We start from the raw sequence: 18,752 nt of genomic DNA, 5'->3' as shown, positions 1-18,752 counted from the left end.
ATTTAATTGTGTTTTTTTAATGTCATTTGAATTTTTTCAGAAGTAAATCCGTTTTTTTTAAAAATTGATACAGCACTGCTTTTTTTATGAACTCTAAGAGAGAAATTTCCATTGCAATATTTGGTTGCTTCTTTAAGTAGTTTTGTAGCAATTCCTTTATTTCTATATTCTTTATGCACTGCTAAATAGACTAAAAGGTTCTCTGGGTGATATTCTTTCATCCCGGTTTTGTTTACAACAATTGCACCTACAATAATTCCATCTTCTTTAGCAATGAATGTGTACCCTCCTAAGCTTGGAATTTCTTTAGCTGCATATAAAAGTGATTGTCTGATGGCATTTTTGTTGTCATTACAATCTTCTAGATGTTGTTCTAAAAATTTGGTAATTCTATTTATGGTTAAAAAGGACATCCTATGAAAGGCATCAAAAATTTTAATTTTCATTATTGTGTATTGATTTTACACATCTAAAAAGATGGTAAAGTGAGTAGCTTATTGCTAAAACATTTTTAAAAACGATAAAGTGTAGAATTAAGAATGAAAAATTATTTTTCTTCTTTTCTTTAAAAGAATGGGTGAGGAGGTATGAATTTTTTAGATTGATTTCTAAAAACTAAAAAGTTAAAATTGAATATTCTAAAGTTACGAACTTGATGTATCCTTATTTTCATGGGGCAAACTTACAATATTGTTAGCTCCAATACAAGTTATACCAATTTAATAATTTTTATACTTTACATTTTTTCTTTTAAAATCTCAATTTCATCACGTAGTTTGGCAGCAACAATAAAGTCGAGATTTTTAGCAGCAGCTTCCATTTCTTTTCGTTTATTTCGAATGCGTTTTTCAATTTCTTCTTTGGGTAAATATTGCAAGTCTTGTTCTGCAGCTACTTGTTTTGCATTGTCATAATGATAACTTGAAACTGCTGACTTGGATAAAGTATCGTCAATTTTTTTGTTGATTTGAGTAGGGGTGATGTTGTTAGCAGTATTGTATGCAATTTGCTTTTCACGTCTTCTATCTGTTTCATCAATTGTTTTTTGCATACTGTTGGTAATTTTATCAGCATACATTATTGCCAAACCATTTACATTTCTTGCTGCTCTACCCACAGTTTGAGTTAATGATCTATGAGAACGTAAAAAACCTTCTTTATCAGCATCTAAAATGGCAACTAAAGAAACTTCTGGTAAGTCTAAACCTTCTCTTAATAAGTTAACACCTATTAAAACATCAAATAAACCTTTACGTAAATCTTGCATGATTTCTACACGTTCTAAAGTATCTACATCAGAATGGATATATCTACAACGTATATCAACTCTAGTTAAATATTTAGTTAGTTCTTCTGCCATTCTTTTGGTTAAAGTGGTAACTAAAGTACGTTCGTCTTTTTCAACTCGAACTTGAATTTCTTCAATCAAATCATCAATCTGATTTAAACTTGGACGAATCTCTATTGGTGGGTCTAATAATCCTGTAGGACGAATTACTTGTTCCACAAACAAGCCTTCTGTTTTTTGCAATTCGTAATCTGCAGGAGTTGCTGAAACAAAAATGGTTTGGTTTTGAAGTTCTTCAAATTCTTCAAATTTTAAAGGACGATTGTCCATTGCTGCAGGCAATCTAAACCCATATTCAACCAAGTTTTCTTTTCTACTTCTATCTCCACCATACATGGCGTGTGTTTGTGGAACTGTTACATGACTTTCATCAATCACCATTAAATAATCATCAGGAAAATAATCCAACAAACAGAAAGGTCTTGTGCCTGGGTTTCGTCCGTCTAAATAACGAGAATAGTTTTCAATTCCAGAACAATACCCTAATTCACGAATCATTTCTAAATCGAATTCTGTACGTTCTTTTAAGCGTTTTGCTTCTAGATGTTTTCCAATTTCTTTAAAATAATCAACCTGTTTCATCATATCTTCTTGAATCTGATGAATGGCATTTTGCAGCACATCAGGAGAAGTTACAAATAAGTTTGCAGGGTAAATGTTTAGGTGTTCAAAACGTTCTAAAATAGTTTGACTCTCTAAATCGAAAGCTTCTATTTCTTCAATTTCATCACCAAAAAAATGAATTCTGTAACCATTATCTCCATAAGATGGGTAAATGGTGACCACATCACCTTTTACTTTAAAAGTTCCGCTTTTTATCTCATGTTCTGTTCTAGAATATAAACTAGTTACTAATTGATGTAAGAACTTTGTTCTGGAAACTTGTTGACCAACTTCTACAGGAATTACATTTTTCTTAAATTCTGTAGGATTACCAATACCATATAAACAAGAAACAGAAGCCACCACTAAAACATCCCTTCTTCCAGAAAGTAGAGAAGAGGTGGTGCTTAAACGCAAGCGCTCAATATCATCATTAATAGATAAATCTTTTTCTATATAGGTTCCTGTAACAGGTATGTAGGCTTCTGGTTGATAATAATCATAATACGAAACAAAGTATTCTACAGCATTTTCAGGGAAAAACTGTTTAAATTCAGAATACAATTGTGCTGCTAGCGTTTTGTTATGGGCTAAAACCAAAGTCGGTTTTTTAACTTCTTTTACCACATTTGCAACTGAGAATGTTTTACCAGAACCAGTTACTCCCAATAAAGTTTGAAACTTTTCGCCAGATAAAATTCCATGAGAAAGTTCTTTAATTGCTTCTGGTTGGTCTCCAGTAGGGGAGAATTCTGATTTCAATTTAAATTCCATGATGTAAAAATACGGATACTTTGTAAAAAAATATCCGTATTTAATTTAAGTTTTTTGATAAATTATCTTCTTAATAGAGAGAAATGTCCTACTTCTTTTCTAATGTTTCCATGAATATCAATTAATACTAAATTATACCAATAATCATTACTAGGCATCATTTTTCCATTAGAAAAACCATTCCAACCATTTTCTGTCTTCAGGTCAGCAGTTTTAAGTAATTTTCCAAACCTGTCAAAAATATTTAATTTCACTGATGTGTAAAACGAGTTGTTAATTCCTTGTACAGTCCAAAAATCAAAATAATTATCCCCATTAGGAGTAAAATGTCTTTGCACATAAATAAATGATACTTTATCAGATTCTATTATTCCGCATCCATTTCTATCTCTAATGTAAATTGTGTTTAACCCTGGTTTTACGTTTTTAAAAGTGAAAGTTAAGTTTTCTGATCCCTTATTAAAATTATTGATACTGTTATTGTTAAGAGCATATTCATAATCTCCTTTACCAGTAACTTTAACAGTTATTGTATTTTCATCTGGAGTATCTTGATTGTCTACAAATTCTACTGATTCAATTAGTGCAACGTTAGATTCATTGACGGTAAATGTATTGTAACCCATACAATCGAAATCATCTTGTGTATTTGAGGGGTCATTAGTATAGGTTCTAAAGACTTCAACTCGATAAGTACCTTCTTTATTCGCATTTAAAACAGGAGTATTTGGAATGTTTAAAAGAGTTTCATTTCTATACCAAACATACCTATCTCCAGAAACATTAGTACTAGCGTTTAATGGAACAGTATTAGGTTGTGGACTAAGTATAGGGTTGTTTACACAAAGAGTAATTGGAGAGGTGTTACCTTGAGGAGTAGGTAAATCTTGAATATAAATTTTAAAATTACCAATACTTTCACATGCTCCTGAACCTTTTAAAGAAATTCTAACAAAAACATCTTCTCCATTGTTAAATAATGTTGATTCATATGGTTTTTCAATTCTATTATTTTGAAGTCCAGCATCAGCTATTGTTTTGTAGTAAGAGAAATCATGAGTTGAGTTTGATAAACTCCCTGCAGAGTTGTTAATTATTTCTGTAGTTTTTAAATCAAAATCATAATAAGAATTACCACTACCAACGTTATTTCTACTGTCAGGGTTATTTGAATTTAGGTCTATTTCGCAGGTATATATGTCAGAGTAATTTATAGAAGATGAAGAAGGGTTTACCCTTAGTTCTATTTCACCAATTTCAGCGCATAAAGTAGTTGTATTTGTAACTCTTACCACCAATTTATGATTTCCGTTGGTGGGTGAGGTTGGTGTGATATTTCGATAATTATCTTTACCTACAGGATTTGTAAAACTTGTATCGCTCAGTTCAAAAAACTCTATGTTAACACTTTCAGATCCAGTATAAATTTCAGATTCTTTTGTAGTTAAATTAAAACTTGTTATGTAGTCTGTGGAGTTTGTATCAAAATCACATTGTTCATAGATATTAATTGTATTTATTGTTGGCTTAGGTGCAAATTTAATATTTGCTATTGCTTCTAAAGACCTTTCTCTACCACAATTATTAAAATAAGTTGTTTTTAAAGTGTAAACTCCATCTGTGTCTCTAGATGATGTTCCTACTGTAATTATACTGCTATTTTCCCCTGTTAAAAGTACATTATCTCTGTACCAATTATAAATTATTGGTTTTGATGTGTCTGCGGTGTCATCGAAATCTAAAATATTGTTGATTCCTAATTTTTTAGTTTCACCAATACATACCAATAGTTCTCCTGCAATTTTTATACCCGTATCAATATCTGTTAAAGCAACTTTAAAAAAAGATTGTATAAAAGGGGGTAAGCCTTCTGATGAAGTTCTAGAGCCTAGTGATATTCCATTATGAACATAATTTACGTTACTTCCTAGTTCTTCAGGTTTATTAATTACTCCTAATGAGGATTCTCCACTTTTTGCATAGTAAATTCTAGCATCAGGTCCTAATTGTAATGCACCCCTAAAACCATACCAAGTATTAATGGTAGTTCTTGAACTATTAATATCTTCAATAGTATTCAGAGTTAAATCGTATTGATAAATATAAGAATCATTAGGATTTGGATTGGTTTGATTTTGAGTACCTGTAGAAATGTATAAACGATTTCCTGTTTGAGAAAATTCTGCTCCATAACTACCTGAATTAATATTTAATATTTGTTTGTTAGATGCAGTTCCACCAGCAGTATTAAAATCAAATAGTAAACAGTCAGAGGTTTGACTAGTAACAACTAATTTTGAACCGTCTGGAGATACTTTTAAACTTCCTCTGTTTTCTATATTGTCACCATTAATATTAGATATTACAGGAGTATAATCTACACCATTTTTTGTTATCTTATAAGAATAAATTCTATTATTACTTGCAGAAATTATCCAAAACTCATTACTTTTATTAGATTGAATTGCTGTTACTCTTTCTGTCCAATTATCTCTTTCACCATTATTTAAATCTACAGGTCCATCAACAACACTTCCCAGACCTCCATTTGTAGAAAGGTCTATCGTGTAGTAGTAAAAGCCAGGGTCTCGAGAATTGCTAACAACAAATAAATAATAAATATTTGAATTTTCTGGGTTTGGAACAAATAAAGCAGATTGTGCACTTGATGAATCTCCTCTTAAACCTACACCTCCAGGCATAACATCATGATTTTTATTCCATACAGTTGTTCCATCAGAATAAAATAATAAATTACCATTTGAGTTTGAAATGGTTGAACACCCTTCAAAAGTACTTAGTTTACCATTTTCTAAGGCAACTGGGTTACAATTTGAAAAATCTAAACCTGCATTAAAACCAAAATACCAAAAATTTGCTTCCTTTTGAGAAAATACATTTAATGCAAAAAAAAGTAGTAAAAGACGTGAAAAATTCTTCATTTGACGATAATACAAAACTTAAAGTCAAATATATTTAAAATGTATTACAAATCTCTCTTTTTTAACAGTGCATAGGACAAATAAATAAAAATAAACGTCCATGCAGAAACAATGAAGATGGTAGTGAACTGAACATCATAACTTTTTGTGAATGTTTCTCCAATTTGATTTGCAACTGATTTAACTGCCCCTAATCTAGAAAAAGGTTCTTTTATTAAGTTTGCCATTGCTTCAAAAGGTAGGAATTGCATGATGCTATCTACCTTTTCTGTAGTGTTACTCGCATCTTTAAATGACCAGAATAAATATCCTTTAAACATGCTTTCTATAATCAACCAAACTACCATTGCACCAACTGCAAAAGCAGATCTTTTGACTAGAATTCCAAAAAATAATCCCATGGAGAAAAAGCCAACTAGTTTTATAAAAAAAGCAACTAAATATTTTAAGTCAGAAACGATGATGGCAAATTCATTGTAATCAGAATAAATTAGCCCCAATATCAATGATACAACAAATACAAAAACTGTTGAGATAAAAGCAAAAGCAATGACCGTATAGAATTTAGATAGTACAAACTCTTTTTTACTTAGTCCATCAATTAAGTTTTGCTTTAATGTTTTATAACTGTATTCATTAGCCATCATTGATACAATAACTAACAGTAAAAAGAACTTTAAAATAGAAGCAATGTATGTGTTGAAATGCCAAATGTAAGGGAAATTGAAAATACCAGCATCAGCTAAATGAAACTTCACTGGGCCAATATCAAATTTTATGGCAGCAATTAATGCTATACAAGTTAATAAGCCAAAGTAAATTATAGATAATACTTTACTTGCTCTATTGTGTTTTAATTTATGAAATTCTATGGTAAGAAGTCTTAACATTTTGATGTGTTTTGTTGATTAGTTGTTGTTGGTTAAATCTAAGAATTGTTGCTCTAAACTTGGTTTACGTTTCACTAAGTGAGATAAAATAATTCCTTTGCCAAACAAGTATTCATTTATTTCTGAGGAAGAAATTGTTTTGCTTAGTGTTGCAATAATTGTTTCGTGTTCTTTGGTGATTTTACCAATAGCAGGATGCTCTTCTAAGATATTAATTAAATGCTCTTCATTAGTGTCTACTTTTAGTTCAAACAGACCATTTGAAGCAGTCATTTCATCAACACGACCACTATATAATTTTACTCCTTTTCTTATCACAACTACATGAGAACATACTTTTTCTACTTCATCTAATAGGTGAGAAGCTAACAAAATAGTTGTTCCGTTTGCGGCAATTTTTTTGATAATTTGACGAATTTCATGAATCCCTTGAGGGTCTAAACCATTTGTAGGTTCATCTAAAATTAGAATTTCAGGATCGTTTAATAATGCAGAAGCAATTGCCAAACGCTGTTTCATACCCAAAGAATAGGTTCTAAACTTACTGTTTTTTCTTTCGTAAAGATTTACAACTTTAAGTTTCTCATCAATTTTTTCAGTAGTTATTCCTTTAATTTTACAAATTAAGGCTAAATTTTGAGCTGCAGTCATGTAAGGATAAAAGTTAGGACGCTCAATAATAGCACCTACTTTTTTTAAGGCTTCATGAGTAGATAAACTATCATTGAACCAAGAAAACTTTCCAGAAGTTCTATTAACAACGTTTAAAATGATGCCTAGAGTAGTAGATTTTCCACTTCCATTAGGACCAAGAATTCCGTAAACATTCCCTTTTTGAATATCAAAAGAAAGGTTGTTTACCGCGTGAACACTTCCGTATTTTTTATCGAGGTTTTTGAGTGATAAGATGGTTTCCAAAGAAATTGTTTTAGTCGGTTATGTAAATATGACGACTAATTTACAATTTTGTTACTGAAAAAGTAAGAAGAATAAAAAAGTAAGTAAGAAGAACAAAGTTAAAAGTTGGGAGTTTTTTCTGAGTTTTGAAGAAAATTACAATTCTTTTTTTATTTCATTTTTACCAGCCTTTCTCTCAGCTTTCCAAAAAAAGTGTTTCCCTAATTTACGTAAGTGTTTCCTCCATTCACTATCAGAAGTTAAAATACCTTTCTTTTTTGTACTCACAATTTAATACTCATTAAAATCAAAATCATCATCAAAATGACCAAATTCATCATCTATGTCACCTTCATCACCCAATTGTTTATTTAAATTTTCTGCAACGAATTCTTTATCAGGAGCCTCATTAGGAATTTCCCCAACTGTAAGAATAGTTTGTGGTAAATCACCTCTTTTATCTAAAGAAATTTCAATAACATCAACATAAAAAGTCCACATATTTAGAAAATCATAAACATAAATCAATTTACTATTTTCTATGGGCAACGTATCGTTTAATTTACAGATTAGCATAGAAATTCCTTCACCAGCTTCAGCCATATTAAATAGTGGAATTTCTTCACCTTGATTCCATTCATCATCAGTTCTATAAAAAGAAGCCATTTCTTGCCCTTCAAAGCCAAAAGACTTTGCAATTGTAAAATGCAATTGTTCTAGATTAATATTGTCATCAACTAAAATGGTTCTGATTACATCTTCTTTAGTATCTAAAATTACGCGTATTTTGTACATAAAATGGTTTAACTTTTCTGCAACAAAAATACAATTTTTTATACGTATTTTTACATTAGAAAAATTTGTAATGGACAAATCTAAAACTTTAGCAACTTTAAATAGTTTAAATAAAAATACGTTAATGGAAACTCTTGATATAGAGTTTGTTGATGTTTCAGAAAATAGTGTAACTGCAAAAATGCCTGTAAATTCGAGCGTGCATCAACCCTACGGAATTTTACATGGAGGTGCAACTGCAGCTCTTGCAGAAACTGTTGGGAGTTGTGCGTCTGCGCTTTTTGTGGATACTAAAAACAAAATTATAAAAGGAATTGAGTTAAGCATCAATCATTTAAAAAGTAAAAAAGATGGAGTAGTTTTTGGTGTTGCAAAACCAATTCACAAAGGAAGAACCACACATTTATGGGAAATAAAAATTATTGATGAAGAAGGTCATTTAATTTCTATTTGCAAACTTACCAACATCGTTTTAGATAAAAAATAATTTTACTATTGTTCAACGAAATTTTACACAAAATTAAAGATTCACATTACAAAAACTTACCTTTTGTAGCCTACAGAAAACCAAATTCTGATGAACTTTCTGCACTTTTTATGGAATCTAATGCACTAAGGTATACAGAAGATTTTTCTGAAAACGGGTTTGTGTTTTCGCCTTTTGATGCGAATGAGAAAACGATACTATTTCCTTTGAAAGAAGGTGTTTTTTTAACAGAACATTTAAACTTAGAAAAAAGTGTTCATCTACAGAAATCATTATCAGAAGAGGTTTTAGATAAAGATTTTCATATCAGTTTAGTAAAAAAAACAATTGAAAAAATTACTACATCTAACCTAGAAAAAATTGTAATCTCTAGAAAAGAAGCTTTACCATTGGTAGATTTTAACTTTTTAAAAACCTTCATAGAGCTACTTAAAAATTACAAAAATGCTTTTGTATATGTTTGGTTTCATCCAGAGATAGGTTTGTGGTTGGGAGCTTCACCAGAAACGTTATTGAATATTAAAAACAGAAAATTTGAAACCATGTCTTTGGCAGGAACTCAAGTCTATCAAAACACGAATACTGTTACGTGGGGGAAGAAAGAGTTAGAAGAGCAACAGTTGGTAACAGATTTTATTAAAAATCAATTGCAATCCATTTCATCAGCCTTAAAAATTGATAAAACTAAAACTGTAAAAGCAGGAAACCTTTTGCATTTAAAAACAAATGTTAAAGGTGAACTTAATAATAATGCAAGTTTAGCATCTTTAATAAGAGGACTGCATCCAACACCTGCGGTATGTGGTTTGCCTAGAAACTTGGCAAAAGACTTTATTCTTGAAAATGAGAACTACCATCGTTCTTTTTATACAGGGTTTTTGGGTGAATTGAATTTTAAAAATCAACAATCGTCTCTTTTTGTAAATTTAAGATGTATGCAGATTTCAGACACTATTGCATCAATTTATATTGGAGGCGGAATTACAAAAGAGAGTATTCCAGAAAAAGAGTTTCAAGAAACGGTTTCTAAAGCCAAAACCATGAAAAATGTCTTGTAAATAAAAAAACCACAAGAATAAACTTGTAGTTTTTTAATTGCGTAATTGAATTTGAATTGAATAATTTACGATAAAACAGCTTTTTAACTGTTTCACCAGAAATAGTAAATGTGTGCTATATATCGTCAAAAGAAACGTCTGTAAAACTTTTTGAAGATGTAGTTTCTTCAGTAGTTTCTTCCTTTTTAAAGTCTTTTTGATGACGTTCACTAATTACTTCGCTACCTTTTTCTTCTAAAATATAATCTGTTGCTTTCGCTAACATTTCTTTAAATTCAGAAAAATCTTCTTTGTATAAGTAAATTTTGTGTTTTTGATAATGAAAAGAACCATCATCATGTGTAAATTTTTTACTCTCGGTAACAGTTAAGTAGTAATCGTCTGCTTTTGTTGCTCTAACATCAAAAAAATAAGTTCTTCTTCCTGCTCTTAATACTTGTGAAAAAATTTCTTCCTGTTCAACTCTCTCTGCCATAATTTTCTTAAAATAGTAATTATAATATGTTTGTTATACTGAACAAATCTAACAAAATATTTTATGTAGCAATGTTAAAGATTAAATTTCTTTTTCTAAAAGTTGTTGATCATACAACTCTTTGTAATAGCCTTCTTCTGTTATTAGTTGATTATGAGTTCCTTGTTGAGTGATTTTTCCGTCATCTAAAACAATAATTTTATCTGTGTTTTTTGCTGATGAAACTCTATGACTGATGATAAAAGTGGTAATATTTTTAGAAATTCGCTCTAAATTAGATAAGATTTTTTCTTCTGTTTCTGTATCTACAGCCGATAAACAATCGTCAAAAATTAAGATTTTTGGTTTTTTGATAATTGCTCTCGCAATAGATACACGTTGCTTTTGTCCGCCAGAAAGCGTAACACCACGTTCTCCTAGAATTGTATCATATCCTTTAGGAAAATCAATAATATTTTTATGTACATCTGCATTTTTTGCGGCTGTAGTTATTTCTTCTTCGGTAGCTTCTTCTTTTCCAAATTTAATATTATTACTAATGGTATCAGAAAACAAAAAAGGATCTTGAGGTACAAAACCAATCTGACTTCTTAAATCGTCTAAATTTACTTCTTTGATGTTGGTTTTGTCTAATAAAATAGCCCCATTGTCAATATCATACAATCTTGCAATAAGTTCTATAATTGTAGATTTTCCTGAGCCTGTTTTTCCTAAAATAGCCATAGTTTCACCAGGTTTTACAGAAAAACTAATGTCTTTTAAGGCGGTAATATTGGTGTCATCGTAGGTGAAAGTTACATTTTTAAAATCAATATTACCATTAATGTTAGCGCTATCAGTATTGTTATTCTGAATTTCTGGAACCTGTTTTAAAAATTCATTAATTCTTAATTGAGAAGCCTCTGCTTGCTGAACCATAGAAGTTACCCAGCCCACAACAGCAACTGGCCATGTTAAAATATTTACATACAACATAAACTCAATGATGGTTCCTATTTGTATCTCATTATTAATATATTGTTGTCCTCCAATATAAATTACGAGTAAGTTACTAATCCCAATTAAGAGAATCATTAAAGGAAAAAACAACGCATTGGCTTTGTGTAAATTGATGTTTTTTTCTTTACTTTCATTGGCAATTTCATCAAAATCTTTAATGATTGATTTTTCTATTCCGTACGATTTTACAACATTAATTCCGGAGAAAAACTCCTGATTAAAAGTGGTGAGTTTAGATAAATATTGTTGAACAATAGTACTTCTTTTATGAATTACCTTACTCAATACAAAGATTGAAATTGACAATAAAGGAAAAGGAATTAGCGTGTATAGTGTTAGTTTTACATCAATACTAATCATTTGTGTAAAACCAACTGCAAAAAGCACAATCATGTTCATACTGTACATAATTGCAGGTCCAACATACATTCTTACTTTAGAAACATCTTCAGAGATTCTATTCATTAAATCTCCAGTTCTATTTTTTTTGTAAAAATTAAGTGATAATCTTTGGTATTGTTGATAAATCTCGTTTTTCAAATCGAATTCTATCAATCTAGAAGTAACAATAATTGTTTGCCTCATTAAAAAAGTAAAAAAACCAGAAAGTAATGCTACACCAACTATAATTAATACATTAAAAAGAAGTTCATCTTTAACAACAGCAATATCTTTAATAATGCCATCTTGATAATCTTCAACAACATTTAGAGAATCCCCAACAATTTGAGGAACTTTTAAGGCTAAAAGCTTTGATAATATCGTAATTAAAAGCCCAATTAGTATTCTCCATTTGTACTTGGAAAAATACTTATTTATATATTTTAGTTCTTTCAAAAGAAATAATTTGTAAAAAGGAAATAAAGCACGAAGATACAAGATTAACCACAATACTTTTTCTTAAAAAAGAATTAAAAAAGGTTAGAGAATAAAAATAAAATAATACTATTTTTGCAGCGCAATTTTATGATAAGTTCTTTATAATGATAAACAGAAGACATATTCGAGTTAAAGTAATGCAATCTCTTTACGCAACACTCCAATCTCACAACGACGATATTGTCAAAGAAGAAAAATTTTTAAAACATAGTATTTTAAAAATGTTGGATTTGTACGTTTTAAACCTACTTTTAATGGTAGAAGTACAAAAACTAGCAGCAAAAAAAATTGCTCTTTCTAAGAAGAAAATTCTTGCAACTCAAGAAGATTTAAAACCTAATACAAAATTTATTGAAAACAAAGTAATTAATTCTATTGCAGAAAGCATCAGTATAGAAGGTTATATAGAAATCAATAATTTGAGAAATTGGGAGTTAGATGATGAATATGTAAAAATTATTTTTGACGAATTACAAAAAAGTGATTTGTATAAAAAATACTTGAATACAATTGAAGATTCATATAAAATAGACAAAGCTTTCGCCATTGATTTTTTTAAGGAAATTATTGCTCCTAATGAAAAATTAGCAGAATATTATGAAGATAAAATGATTTCTTGGGTAGATGATATTCCTTTTGTAAATACTTGGGTGGTGAAATCTTTAAGTAAGTGTAAACCAAACAATATTTTTGTTTTGGGTAATTTATATAAAGATTCAGATGATGAAGAATTTGTTTCTAAGTTATATAAGAAAACAATATTAAAACATACAGGATACGAAAAAGATATTGAAGAGAAAACTCCGAATTGGGAAAAAGAAAGAATTGCAGATATTGATTTGATTTTAATTAAAATGGCAATATCAGAATTTTTACATTTTCCATCTATCCCAACAAAAGTTACTATCAATGAGTACATAGAAATCTCAAAAGACTATTCAACTGAGAAAAGTAGTTACTTTATAAATGGTGTTTTAGATAGAATATCTAAGGAGTTTATCAAAAATAAAAGAATCGTTAAAATAGGTAGAGGTTTATTATAAAATATTGTTTCTAGATATTAATTTATTTACTTTTACAGAAATTTAAATATTATGAAAAAAATTACATTTATAGCATTGTCATTTGCTTCAGTATTATTTTTTACAGGATGTAAAAACATAGATGCTACAAAAAAAATTAATAAAGAAAATTTAAATAATGCAGCCGTAAGAGATGCAAATATTAAAAAAGGAACAGCATCAATTTCTTTAAATCAAAAAATCTATGATTTTGGAACAGTAAATGAAGGCGATATTGTTGAAACTGTATTTAAAGTTACTAATACAGGTAAAACAGATTTAGTAATTACCAACGCACAAGGTTCATGTGGTTGTACTGTTCCTGTTTGGCCAAAGGCGCCTATTAAGCCAGGAGAAACAGGAGACGTTAAAGTAAAATTTAATACTTCAGGAAAACCTAATAGACAGCAAAAAACAGTTACTTTAACTACCAACACAGAATCTGGTAGAGAGGTATTAACATTAAAAGGTTCTGTAACACCAAAGTCAAAAAAATAATGATATTTACAGTAATAGCTTTACAAGAAGCTGCAGGTAGCTTAATGAGTATGTTACCTTTTTTAGCAATCATAGTTGTGTTTTATTTCTTTATGATAAGACCTCAAATGAATCGTCAAAAGAAGGAAAAAGCATTTCAAGCTGAAATAAAAAAAGGAACAAAAGTGATTACTTCTAGTGGTATTCATGGTAAAATAGTAGAAGTGAATAGTTCTGATAATACAGTTACCATTGAAACTGGAGCTGGAAAAATTAGATTTGAACGTTCTGCTATTTCTATGGAATTGAGTAAAAAACTCAACACACCAGCAAAAAAATAAGTAGATTTCTACAAATTAAAAAGTGAGTTTTTGTAAATCAAAAACTCACTTTTTTTTTTAAGAGGTTTTATGTAGCTTGCAATAAAATATAAACCAAGGTTTGAAAAAAAGTAAAGGAGTTTCTAAAAGTTTTATTGGTTTTTTGTGTGTGTCAATTTTAATATGGATTTTAATCACAATGTCTAAAGAATATACAACTTCAATTATTCTGCCGATAGCATATGAGAACATACCTCAAAACTTACTACTACAAAAAGAACCACTTAAACAGTTAGAAGTAACTATAAAAGCTTCAGGATTTAAAATTGCGCTTACTAAATTTAAACAAAAACAGATTGTTTTAGACGCGAGTTCTCTAAATAGAAAGAAAAAATCTACCTATTATCTTTTAACAAGAAGTTATAAAACAGCTATCCAAAAACAGTTGTCTATTGGTGTAAACTTACAGCAAATTGCTAAAGATTCTTTGTTTTTAAATTTGGGAAGTTTACAAACTAAAAAGTTGCCAATTGTTGCTGATGTTAAAATTGATTATCATGTAGGGTATGATTTATCGTCCTCAATACAAATGCAACCTGATAGTGTTTTAGTTTCTGGGCCAGAGAATCAAATTAAGAACCTTAAGAGCATTCAGTTAGAACCTATAAAATTGTCTGATGTTAAAGAAGATTTTTCTCGAGAAGTTGCTATTGTTAAATCGAATAATTTAAAAAATGTTCGTTTTAACATAGCTAAAGTTACTGTTGCAGGTAAAGTAGAAAAATTTACAGAAGGAAGTTTATTAGTGGATGTTGAAATCCTAAATTTACCAGAAAATATTACCATAAATACTTTAGTGAAAAAAGTGGAGGTTGTTTATGTGGTAGCTTTGTCTAATTTTAATAAAATAGATGAAGATTCTTTTCAGATAAAATGTGATTATAAAACGGCTGAGAATAACAATTTGAATTATTTGATTCCAAAAATTATAAAAAAACCACCTTTTTTAAAAAGTGTTAAATTAATACCTAGTAAGATTGATTATTTAATTCAAAAATAGCATGATTGTAGGTTTAACAGGAGGAATTGGTAGTGGGAAAACAACAGTAGCAAAACTTTTTAAAACTTTTGGAAATATAGCGATTTACCATGCAGATGATGAAGCCAAAAAATTAATGGTAACTTCAAAAACAATTAGAACTAAAATTACAAAACTTTTTGGTGTTCAAGCTTATGATACAGAAGGACTTAACAGAGCGTTTATCTCTAATATTGTTTTTAAGGATAAAAATAAACTCAAACAGTTGAATTCAATTGTGCATCCTGAAGTAAAAAAACATTTTAAAGAATTTGTAGCCTTAAACTTAAATAAGGATTATGTTTTGTACGAAAATGCAATTCTTTTTGAAAGTAAAAGTAGTTTGCATTGCGATTTTATCATCACAGTTTTTGTTGATTTAGAAACAAGAATTCAAAGAACTATACAGCGAGATAACTCTACAAAAGAAGCTGTTATCGATAGGATGAAAAATCAGTATTTAGAAGATAAAAAATTGCTACAATCTCATTACGTTATTTATAATTTTGACCTTGAAACTACTAAAATACAGGTTAATAAAATCCATAATATTTTAACAGAAAAGATGTTTTAGATTTCGTAAAATTCAACATTTTTGTTAAAAAATACTTAAATTTTAATCTAAATCGTTAATTTAGGTTAAAAACCTTAAAATCAATTTTTGAAAGTATTAACTTTGATTTATGAGGAAAAAGATGTTTATTCTTATCGTTGTTTTAATGAGTATCTCGTTGATAGGAATCATCGCAGTTCAGGTGTTTTGGATCAACAATGCATTAGCTAGTAAACAAGAGCAATTTAAGAATGAAGTTCAGAAATCTTTAGGTAGTGTTTCAGAAAGAGTCAAACTAAGAGAAGAAGCAGAATTCGAAAAGTTAGTTGCAAGTTTAATCAAAGATAAAGGTAGAGCTGATAGAGCACAAATTAGAAATTACTTTTTTCAACAAATTGATACAGCAACTAAACAAAAATTTACTTTTGGAGCCACTATTTTAGAAGAAAATTTTAAACTTCCTGTAGATTTTTTAGATAATGATTCTATTATTTTAAAAAGAGTTTCTGGTAAGAAAGATTTTTTTCAATCAAGATTAATAAAAGGTTTAGACAATTCTTTTACATCTGTTGATGAAACGAGGTTTTCATATTCAAAAAGACTGCCTCAGTTAGCAAATGCAGAGTATAAGGAAGTCTTTAGAGATTTTTTGAGTAGAAAACCAATTCATCAAAGAATTAGCAATAGAGAATTATCATTAACTATAAAAGAAGAATTAGTTAAAAGAAATATCAATTTAGATTTTAAATATGGTGTGTATAGTAAAGATGGTTTAGCAACAAAACTAAAATCTGGGTATTATACAATCAATACAAAAGAAAGTTATGATTATCCTTTTATGTATGATACAAACGGAAATTTAGAATATAAATTATATGTTTCATTTCCATCAAAAAATGAACATATTTTATCAGGTATTTCTGGAATTTTATTATTGTCATTGTTTTTTATATTCATCATTATTATTGCTTTTTCTAGTTCATTGTATCAATTAATAAGACAAAAAAAGATATCAGAAATAAAAACAGATTTTATCAATAATATGACGCATGAGTTCAAAACACCAATAGCTACCATTAATTTGGCTTTAGATTCAATAAAAAATCCAAAGATTTTAGGTGATGATGATAAGGTTTTGCGCTATGTAAAAATGATAAGAGATGAAAATAAACGAATGCATTCTCAAGTAGAAAATGTACTTAGAATTTCTAGATTAGAAAAAAACCAGATAGAAATTAGTAAGGAAACTATTGATATGCACGACATTATAGAAGATGCAATGATGCATGTAAGTTTGTTAGTTGATGATAGAAAAGGTAAACTAGATTCTCATTTTGAGGCAATTACATCAGAAATATCGGGTAATTCATTTCACCTAACAAATGTAATTGTAAACATACTAGAAAATGCATTAAAATACTCAGAAGGAGCACCTAAAATTGATGTTTACACAGAAAGTACCAATAAGTTTTTTCTCGTAAAAATTAAAGATGAAGGTATTGGTATGAGCAAAGTTGTACAAAAACAAGTTTTTGATAAATTCTATAGAGAACAAAAAGGAAATATACATGATGTAAAAGGTCATGGACTGGGACTAGCTTATGTGAAAGAGATTGTAGATAAGCATCATGGCTCAGTTTTTGTAGAAAGTGAAAAAGGTAAAGGAAGTACATTCACAGTAAAATTACCGTTAATTTAAAAAGTATAAGATGGGAAGTAAAAAAATTTTATTAGTAGAAGATGATCCAAATTTTGGAACAGTCTTAAAAGATTATTTGTCTTTAAATGATTACAATGTAACACATGCTAAAGATGGTATAGAAGGTTTAATCATGTTTAAAAACAGCGATTATGACTTGTGTATTTTAGATGTAATGATGCCAAGAAAAGATGGTTTTTCTTTAGCACAAGATATTAGAAGTACTAACAAAGAAGTGCCAATTATTTTCTTAACAGCAAAAACGTTAAAAGAAGATGTGTTAAAAGGATATTCTGTTGGTGCAGATGATTATTTGAATAAACCTTTTGATTCTGAAGTATTGTTGCATAAAATTAAAGCAATCTTGCAAAGAAAAGATACAGACAAATCTGCAGAATCAGAACAGTTTGAGTTTACTATTGGAGGGTTCTTCTTTAATTCTAAATTACGTCATTTATCTATAGGTGAAGAAGGTGAACCAACAAAATTATCTCCAAAAGAGAGTAAGTTGTTACGCATGTTAGCCATTCATAAAAATGATTTAATGCCTCGTGAATTGGCGTTAACTAAAATATGGAGAGATGACAATTATTTTACCTCTAGAAGTATGGATGTATATATTGCAAAACTTCGTAAATATCTTAAAAAAGACGAAAATGTAGAGATTTTAAATATCCACGGAGAAGGATTTCGGTTGGTAGATAAATCTTAAAACAGAAATCGCTTCCCTAAGAAATAAACTCAGCTTAATGTATATTAGGTTGGGTTTTTGTATATTTATATTATGGCAGAATTCATTAAACTATATAATGAGAACCCAAACCAAAAAGCAATAGATAAAGTTGTTCAGGTTTTAAAAAGAGGTGGTTTGGTTATTTACCCTACAGACACAGTGTATGGGTTAGGTTGCGATATCACTCATAATAAAGCATTAGAAAGAATTGCTTTAATAAAAGGTGTCAAGATAGAGAAGGCTAAATTCTCTTTTATTTGTGATAATTTAAGTCACTTATCAGACTATGTCAAGCAAATAGATTCTGCTACTTTTAAAATTCTAAAAAGAGCTCTTCCTGGGCCTTATACATTTATTTTACCAGGAAGTAATAACCTACCTAAAGTTTTTAAGAAGAAAAAAACAGTCGGAATTCGTATTCCAGATAATAACATCATTACAACTTTAGTTGAGAATTTAGGAAATCCTATTGTTTCTACTTCCATTAGAGATGATGATGAAATCTTAGAATATACTACAGATCCTGAATTAATTTTCGAAAAATGGGGAAATCTTGTTGATGTGGTAATTGATGGAGGTTATGGAGACAATATTGGCTCTACAATCATAGATTTAACAGATGATTATCCAGAAGTGATAAGAGAAGGAAAAGGAGATTTAGATATTCTATAATGCCAAGAATTG

The 18,752-nt window shown here is 29.2% G+C and carries 19 protein-coding genes; 10 read left to right on the top strand and 9 right to left on the bottom strand.

Going from position 1 to position 18,752, the window contains the following annotated elements; translation table 11 throughout:
• Positions 1 to 2: 2 nt before the first annotated feature.
• The 7 genes from FP421_RS15060 to FP421_RS15035 form a co-directional block, all read right to left on the bottom strand.
• The gene (locus FP421_RS15060; RefSeq protein WP_159952047.1) at positions 3 to 446 is read right to left on the bottom strand and encodes a GNAT family N-acetyltransferase; all 444 of its coding nucleotides are present in this window, start codon (positions 444 to 446) and stop codon (positions 3 to 5) included.
• A 290-nt stretch (positions 447 to 736) separates the two neighbouring features.
• Positions 737 to 2,725 (bottom strand): excinuclease ABC subunit UvrB, encoded by a 1,989-nt coding sequence (gene uvrB, locus FP421_RS15055; protein ID WP_159952045.1) that lies wholly within the window; start codon positions 2,723 to 2,725, stop codon positions 737 to 739.
• Between the two features lie 62 nt (positions 2,726 to 2,787).
• Complete coding sequence (locus FP421_RS15050; RefSeq protein ID WP_159952043.1) at positions 2,788 to 5,667, bottom strand: T9SS type B sorting domain-containing protein; 2,880 nt, start codon at positions 5,665 to 5,667, stop codon at positions 2,788 to 2,790.
• A 44-nt stretch (positions 5,668 to 5,711) separates the two neighbouring features.
• Complete coding sequence (locus FP421_RS15045) at positions 5,712 to 6,557, bottom strand: ABC transporter permease (RefSeq protein WP_159952041.1); 846 nt, start codon at positions 6,555 to 6,557, stop codon at positions 5,712 to 5,714.
• 18 nt (positions 6,558 to 6,575) lie between these two features.
• Positions 6,576 to 7,475: an ABC transporter ATP-binding protein gene (locus tag FP421_RS15040; RefSeq protein WP_159952039.1), complete on the bottom strand. Its 900-nt coding sequence runs from the start codon at positions 7,473 to 7,475 to the stop codon at positions 6,576 to 6,578.
• A gap of 135 nt (positions 7,476 to 7,610) precedes the next feature.
• Complete coding sequence (locus tag FP421_RS15280) at positions 7,611 to 7,742, bottom strand: hypothetical protein (protein WP_262885965.1); 132 nt, start codon at positions 7,740 to 7,742, stop codon at positions 7,611 to 7,613.
• 3 nt (positions 7,743 to 7,745) lie between these two features.
• The gene (locus FP421_RS15035; protein ID WP_159952037.1) at positions 7,746 to 8,249 is read right to left on the bottom strand and encodes an IS1096 element passenger TnpR family protein; all 504 of its coding nucleotides are present in this window, start codon (positions 8,247 to 8,249) and stop codon (positions 7,746 to 7,748) included.
• A gap of 70 nt (positions 8,250 to 8,319) precedes the next feature.
• Here FP421_RS15035 and FP421_RS15030 point away from each other — a divergent pair, with 70 nt between their 5' ends.
• A complete protein-coding gene (locus FP421_RS15030; protein ID WP_159952035.1) occupies positions 8,320 to 8,736 on the top strand; it encodes a PaaI family thioesterase in 417 nt (138 codons plus the stop codon).
• Positions 8,737 to 8,744: 8 nt separating this feature from the next.
• Complete coding sequence (locus tag FP421_RS15025; protein ID WP_236548139.1) at positions 8,745 to 9,794, top strand: chorismate-binding protein; 1,050 nt, start codon at positions 8,745 to 8,747, stop codon at positions 9,792 to 9,794.
• 115 nt (positions 9,795 to 9,909) lie between these two features.
• Here the strand turns inward: FP421_RS15025 and FP421_RS15020 are convergent, their stop codons facing one another.
• Both FP421_RS15020 and FP421_RS15015 read right to left on the bottom strand, forming a co-directional pair.
• The gene (locus FP421_RS15020) at positions 9,910 to 10,269 is read right to left on the bottom strand and encodes a PUR family DNA/RNA-binding protein (RefSeq protein ID WP_159952033.1); all 360 of its coding nucleotides are present in this window, start codon (positions 10,267 to 10,269) and stop codon (positions 9,910 to 9,912) included.
• Between the two features lie 81 nt (positions 10,270 to 10,350).
• Positions 10,351 to 12,105 carry an ABC transporter ATP-binding protein gene (locus FP421_RS15015; protein WP_159952031.1) on the bottom strand — a complete coding sequence of 585 codons (1,755 nt, stop codon included), beginning with the start codon at positions 12,103 to 12,105 and terminating at the stop codon, positions 10,351 to 10,353.
• A gap of 146 nt (positions 12,106 to 12,251) precedes the next feature.
• On the opposite strand from FP421_RS15015, the gene nusB reads away from it, so the two are divergent.
• The 8 genes from nusB to FP421_RS14975 all read left to right on the top strand — a co-directional run bounded on the left by nusB (position 12,252) and on the right by FP421_RS14975 (position 18,740).
• Entirely contained in the window at positions 12,252 to 13,190 is a 939-nt protein-coding gene (nusB, locus tag FP421_RS15010) for a transcription antitermination factor NusB (protein WP_159952029.1), read from the top strand.
• 51 nt (positions 13,191 to 13,241) lie between these two features.
• Positions 13,242 to 13,706: a DUF1573 domain-containing protein gene (locus FP421_RS15005; protein ID WP_159952028.1), complete on the top strand. Its 465-nt coding sequence runs from the start codon at positions 13,242 to 13,244 to the stop codon at positions 13,704 to 13,706.
• Complete coding sequence (gene yajC, locus FP421_RS15000) at positions 13,706 to 14,026, top strand: preprotein translocase subunit YajC (RefSeq protein ID WP_201288868.1); 321 nt, start codon at positions 13,706 to 13,708, stop codon at positions 14,024 to 14,026. The genes FP421_RS15005 and yajC overlap by 1 nt, the downstream gene beginning before the upstream one ends.
• Positions 14,027 to 14,126: 100 nt before the next feature.
• Complete coding sequence (locus FP421_RS14995; RefSeq protein WP_159952027.1) at positions 14,127 to 15,065, top strand: CdaR family protein; 939 nt, start codon at positions 14,127 to 14,129, stop codon at positions 15,063 to 15,065.
• A gap of 1 nt (position 15,066) precedes the next feature.
• Positions 15,067 to 15,657, top strand: coding sequence for a dephospho-CoA kinase (coaE, locus tag FP421_RS14990; protein ID WP_159952026.1), 591 nt, complete (start codon positions 15,067 to 15,069; stop codon positions 15,655 to 15,657).
• A 109-nt stretch (positions 15,658 to 15,766) separates the two neighbouring features.
• Entirely contained in the window at positions 15,767 to 17,335 is a 1,569-nt protein-coding gene (locus tag FP421_RS14985; protein ID WP_159952025.1) for a sensor histidine kinase, read from the top strand.
• A 10-nt stretch (positions 17,336 to 17,345) separates the two neighbouring features.
• On the top strand, positions 17,346 to 18,047 hold the full coding sequence (locus tag FP421_RS14980; RefSeq protein ID WP_159952024.1) for a response regulator transcription factor: 702 nt from the start codon (positions 17,346 to 17,348) through the stop codon (positions 18,045 to 18,047).
• A gap of 72 nt (positions 18,048 to 18,119) precedes the next feature.
• Positions 18,120 to 18,740: an L-threonylcarbamoyladenylate synthase gene (locus tag FP421_RS14975; protein ID WP_159952023.1), complete on the top strand. Its 621-nt coding sequence runs from the start codon at positions 18,120 to 18,122 to the stop codon at positions 18,738 to 18,740.
• Positions 18,741 to 18,752: the final 12 nt, after the last annotated feature.

This window comes from Polaribacter septentrionalilitoris (assembly GCF_009832745.1).
In the GTDB taxonomy this organism is placed as follows: Bacteria; Bacteroidota; Bacteroidia; order Flavobacteriales; family Flavobacteriaceae; genus Polaribacter; species Polaribacter septentrionalilitoris.
This window is presented reverse-complemented; position numbering and strand designations above follow the sequence as displayed.